This is a genomic window from Streptomyces sp. NPDC059080 (assembly GCF_042739975.1).
Lineage (GTDB): Bacteria > Actinomycetota > Actinomycetes > Streptomycetales > Streptomycetaceae > Streptomyces > Streptomyces benahoarensis.
This window is the reverse complement of the sequence record NZ_JBHYGX010000013.1, coordinates 49,771-54,313: the sequence shown is the minus strand read 5'-3', so window position 1 is coordinate 54,313 and position 4,543 is coordinate 49,771. Positions and strand designations below refer to the sequence as shown.

Sequence of the window (4,543 nt, the reverse complement as noted above, 5' to 3'; positions counted from 1 at the left end):
AGTTCTGCTCCGTCCGGCCGCCGGGGCCGCCCTGGGCCGCGGGGCTGGGCGCCTGCCCGGGGCGGGGGGGGCGCGGGGCGGGGGGGGGGGGGGGGGGGCCCCCCGGCGGCCGTATCGTATGGAGGGGCGGGCGCGCCCGCGCGGTGGTCGGCCGTGCGAACGACGCGGTTGTCGGCACAGTCGGTTCAGGAAGGCGTTACCCGCCATGGTGGAGATCAAGACCCCTCAGCAGATCGCGAAGATGCGCGAGGCGGGCCTGGTGGTCGCCGCCATTCACGCCGCGACCCGTGAGACGGCGGTGCCGGGCGCGACCACCCGGGATCTGGACGAGGTGGCCCGCAAGGTCCTCGCCGAGCACGGCGCGACGTCGAACTTCCTCGGGTACGGCGGTTTCCCCGCGACGATCTGCACGTCGGTGAACGACGTGGTCGTCCACGGCATCCCGGACGACGAAACGGTCCTCCGCGACGGCGACATCATCTCCATCGACTGCGGCGCGATCATCGACGGCTGGCACGGCGATGCCGCGTACACCGCGTTCGTCGGGTCCGGGCACGCCGCGGAGCTGGTCGAGCTGAGCCGGGTGACCGAGGAGTCCATGTGGGCCGGGGTCGCCGCGGTCGCCAAGGGCAACCGGCTGATCGACATCTCCAAGGCGATCGAGGGCTACATCCGCCGCCAGCCGCGCCCGTCGAACGGGAAGTACGGCATCGTCGAGGAGTACGGCGGCCACGGCATCGGCTCGCAGATGCACATGGACCCGCATCTGCTGAACTACGTCGACCGCAAGCGCGGCCGCGGGCCGAAGCTGGTGTCCGGTTTCTGCATCGCGATCGAGCCGATGGTCAATCTCGGCACGCACAAGACGCACGTCCTCGACGACGAGTGGACGGTCAAGACGAACGACGGCGGCTGGTCCTCGCACTGGGAGCACTCGGTGGCGTTGACCGAGGAGGGTCCGCTGGTGCTGACCGCGGTCGACGGCGGTCGCGCGAAGCTCGCGGAGCTGGGCGTCACGGCGGCGCCGGACCCGGTCGCGGGAGCCTGACGGCGGGTGCCGCGCGGGGCCCGGCGTGAAGGAAGTGCGACGGGTCGCGGGGCGGTGGCATAAGGATCTCCCGGGTTGGGCAATAATCGTGGATTCGTCTTTCCGTTGCCTCTGACGTAGACTGACGCGTCGGCTCTCGTGCATCCGCCTGCCCTTGGTGTGGTGGCTCCCGCGGGAGAGCCGATCAAGGTAGCCGATTCGAAAGGCGAAGCGTGGCCAAGAAGCAAGGTGCCATCGAGATCGAGGGCACCGTGATCGAGTCTCTGCCGAACGCGATGTTCAAGGTAGAGCTCCAGAACGGTCACAAGGTCCTCGCGCACATCAGCGGCAAGATGCGGATGCACTACATCCGCATCCTCCCGGATGACCGGGTCGTGGTGGAGCTGTCTCCGTACGACCTGACGCGTGGCCGGATCGTCTACCGCTACAAGTAGATCTTGTCGGCGCCCCGCTCCGCCGGGGTGACGGCACTGACCCGGAGAACCTCACACCCATGAAGGTCAAGCCGAGCGTCAAGAAGATCTGCGACAAGTGCAAGGTGATCCGCCGCCACGGCCGGGTCATGGTCATCTGCGACAACCTGCGCCACAAGCAGCGCCAGGGCTGACGCACGACCACCTGCATTTCGCAGTTCGCGCGACGCACGTAATTCGTACATACGCAGACACCCGACCCCCGCGTTCTTCGCGTGGGACGAAACCCCCGGCTCGGAGGCCGGGGCCCGGCTCGTAATTCAGCTGAGTTTTACGGGAACGGTGCTGCGGAAGACCTCCGAATAGCCATCAGGAGCCACATCAATGGCACGCCTCGCAGGCGTTGATCTCCCGCGCGAAAAGCGCGTTGAGGTCGCCCTCACCTACGTCTTCGGCATCGGGCGCACGCTGTCGCAGCAGACCCTCGCCGCCACCGGCGTGAACCCGGACACCCGGGTTCGCGACCTGGCCGAGGAAGACCTGATCAAGATCCGCGAGTACGTGGACAACAACCTCAAGACCGAGGGTGACCTCCGTCGCGAGATCCAGGCCGACATCCGCCGCAAGGTCGAGATCGGCTGCTACCAGGGTCTGCGTCACCGCCGCGGCCTTCCGGTCCACGGCCAGCGCACCAGCACGAACGCCCGTACCCGCAAGGGCCCGCGTCGCGCGATCGCCGGCAAGAAGAAGCCGGGCAAGAAGTAGTCCTCAGCAGGACGCACTGCGGTTCCGGTTTCCCGGACCGCGGAAGTCAGCGGTCTTCGCTGTAGGACCGACCACCTCCATTAGGAGAATTTCATGCCTCCGAAGGGCCGTACGGCCGGCGCCAAGAAGGTGCGCCGCAAGGAGAAGAAGAACGTCGCCCACGGGCACGCTCACATCAAGAGCACGTTCAACAACACGATCGTTTCGATCACCGACCCGACCGGCAACGTGATTTCCTGGGCCTCGGCCGGTCACGTGGGCTTCAAGGGTTCGCGTAAGTCGACTCCGTTCGCCGCGCAGATGGCTGCCGAGTCGGCCGCCCGTCGCGCGCAGGAGCACGGCATGCGCAAGGTCGACGTGTTCGTCAAGGGTCCCGGCTCCGGCCGTGAGACCGCGATCCGCTCCCTCCAGGCCACCGGCCTTGAGGTGGGTTCGATCCAGGACGTCACCCCGACCCCGCACAACGGCTGCCGCCCTCCCAAGCGCCGCCGCGTCTGACCCACTGAAGTAGGAGACAACTAGACAATGGCGCGTTACACCGGGGCCGACTGCAAGCGTTGCCGTCGGGAGAAGCAGAAGCTCTTCCTCAAGGGGAGCAAGTGCGAGAGCGCAAAGTGCCCGATCGAGATCCGTCCTTACCCCCCGGGTGAGCACGGTCGCGGGCGCACCAAGGACAGCGAGTACCTGCTCCAGCTTCGTGAGAAGCAGAAGTGCAGCCGTATCTACGGTGTCCTTGAGAAGCAGTTCGTGAACTACTACAAGGAAGCGAACCAGAAGACCGGCAAGACCGGTGAGAACCTTCTGCGCATCCTTGAGACCCGCCTCGACAACGTGGTTTACCGGGCCGGCTTCGCCAAGTCCCGCGACCACGCCCGTCAGCTGGTGCGTCACGGACACATCAACGTGAACGGCCGCAAGACCGACATCCCGTCGGCCCGCGTCGCCGTGAACGACATCATCGAGGTCCGCGAGGGCTCCCGGAACCTGACCCCCTTCGAGGTGGCCAAGGCCGAGGCCGGCGAGAAGACCGTTCCGGCGTGGCTGGAAGCGATCCCGTCGAACCTCCGGGTCCTCGTGCACAGCCTGCCCGAGCGCCAGGTGATCGACACCCAGGTGCAGGAGCAGCTGATCGTTGAGCTCTACTCCAAGTAAGTAGGGCGACGGGCTCGGGCGGCACAGGTTCTTCGGAACCGCGTGCCGCCCGTACCCTTGTCAGCAGAGGGCGTCAAATAGCGGGCGCCCACGACTGAAGGAACACACATGCTTATCGCTCAGCGTCCGTCGCTGACCGAAGAGGTCGTCGACGAGTACCGCTCCCGGTTCGTGATCGAGCCCCTGGAGCCGGGCTTCGGTTACACCCTCGGTAACTCCCTCCGCCGTACGCTCCTCTCCTCGATTCCGGGTGCGGCGGTCACGTCGATCCGTATCGACGGTGTCCTGCACGAGTTCACCACCGTGCCGGGCGTCAAGGAGGACGTCACCGACCTCATCCTCAACATCAAGCAGCTGGTCGTCTCCTCGGAGCACGACGAGCCGGTCGTGATGTACCTGCGCAAGCAGGGCCCGGGTCTGGTCACCGCCGCCGACATCGCGCCCCCGGCCGGTGTCGAGGTCCACAACCCGGACCTGGTCCTGGCGACCCTGAACGCCAAGGGCAAGCTGGAGATGGAGCTGACCGTCGAGCGCGGTCGCGGCTACGTCTCCGCCGTGCAGAACAAGCAGGTCGGCCAGGAGATCGGCCGGATCCCGGTCGACTCGATCTACTCGCCGGTGCTCAAGGTCACGTACAAGGTCGAGGCGACCCGTGTCGAGCAGCGCACCGACTTCGACAAGCTGATCGTCGACGTCGAGACCAAGCAGGCCATGCGGCCGCGTGACGCCATGGCGTCGGCCGGTAAGACCCTGGTCGAGCTGTTCGGTCTCGCCCGTGAGCTGAACATCGACGCCGAGGGCATCGACATGGGTCCGTCCCCGACGGACGCCGCCCTCGCCGCCGACCTGGCGCTGCCGATCGAGGAGCTGGAGCTCACCGTTCGGTCGTACAACTGCCTCAAGCGTGAGGGCATCCACTCGGTGGGCGAGCTGGTGGCCCGTTCCGAGGCGGACCTGCTCGACATCCGCAACTTCGGTGCGAAGTCGATCGACGAGGTCAAGGCCAAGCTCGCGGGCATGGGCCTGGCGCTGAAGGACTCGCCTCCCGGGTTCGACCCGACCGCTGCGGCCGACGCGTTCGGCGCGGACGACGACGCGGACGCGGGTTTCGTGGAGACCGAGCAGTACTGAGCCTGACCGGCCGGGCCCGGGGCGCGTCCCCGGG

At 67.1% G+C, this 4,543-nt stretch carries 7 protein-coding genes; all 7 read left to right on the top strand.

Features of this window, described 5'->3' with window-relative positions:
- Positions 1 to 205 precede the first annotated feature (205 nt).
- The 7 genes from map to ACFWWQ_RS13490 all read left to right on the top strand — a co-directional run bounded on the left by map (position 206) and on the right by ACFWWQ_RS13490 (position 4,509).
- Entirely contained in the window at positions 206 to 1,048 is an 843-nt protein-coding gene (gene map, locus ACFWWQ_RS13520; protein ID WP_384594965.1) for a type I methionyl aminopeptidase, read from the top strand.
- 212 nt (positions 1,049 to 1,260) lie between these two features.
- Positions 1,261 to 1,482: a translation initiation factor IF-1 gene (gene infA, locus ACFWWQ_RS13515; protein ID WP_003956442.1), complete on the top strand. Its 222-nt coding sequence runs from the start codon at positions 1,261 to 1,263 to the stop codon at positions 1,480 to 1,482.
- 59 nt (positions 1,483 to 1,541) lie between these two features.
- Positions 1,542 to 1,655, top strand: coding sequence for a 50S ribosomal protein L36 (gene rpmJ, locus ACFWWQ_RS13510; protein WP_003956441.1), 114 nt, complete (start codon positions 1,542 to 1,544; stop codon positions 1,653 to 1,655).
- A 190-nt stretch (positions 1,656 to 1,845) separates the two neighbouring features.
- The gene (gene rpsM, locus ACFWWQ_RS13505) at positions 1,846 to 2,226 is read left to right on the top strand and encodes a 30S ribosomal protein S13 (RefSeq protein WP_384594962.1); all 381 of its coding nucleotides are present in this window, start codon (positions 1,846 to 1,848) and stop codon (positions 2,224 to 2,226) included.
- A 93-nt stretch (positions 2,227 to 2,319) separates the two neighbouring features.
- On the top strand, positions 2,320 to 2,724 hold the full coding sequence (gene rpsK / locus ACFWWQ_RS13500; RefSeq protein ID WP_004571845.1) for a 30S ribosomal protein S11: 405 nt from the start codon (positions 2,320 to 2,322) through the stop codon (positions 2,722 to 2,724).
- Between the two features lie 27 nt (positions 2,725 to 2,751).
- Positions 2,752 to 3,378 carry a 30S ribosomal protein S4 gene (gene rpsD / locus ACFWWQ_RS13495; protein WP_384594959.1) on the top strand — a complete coding sequence of 209 codons (627 nt, stop codon included), beginning with the start codon at positions 2,752 to 2,754 and terminating at the stop codon, positions 3,376 to 3,378.
- Between the two features lie 108 nt (positions 3,379 to 3,486).
- A complete protein-coding gene (locus ACFWWQ_RS13490) occupies positions 3,487 to 4,509 on the top strand; it encodes a DNA-directed RNA polymerase subunit alpha (RefSeq protein ID WP_143940049.1) in 1,023 nt (340 codons plus the stop codon).
- Positions 4,510 to 4,543 lie beyond the last annotated feature (34 nt).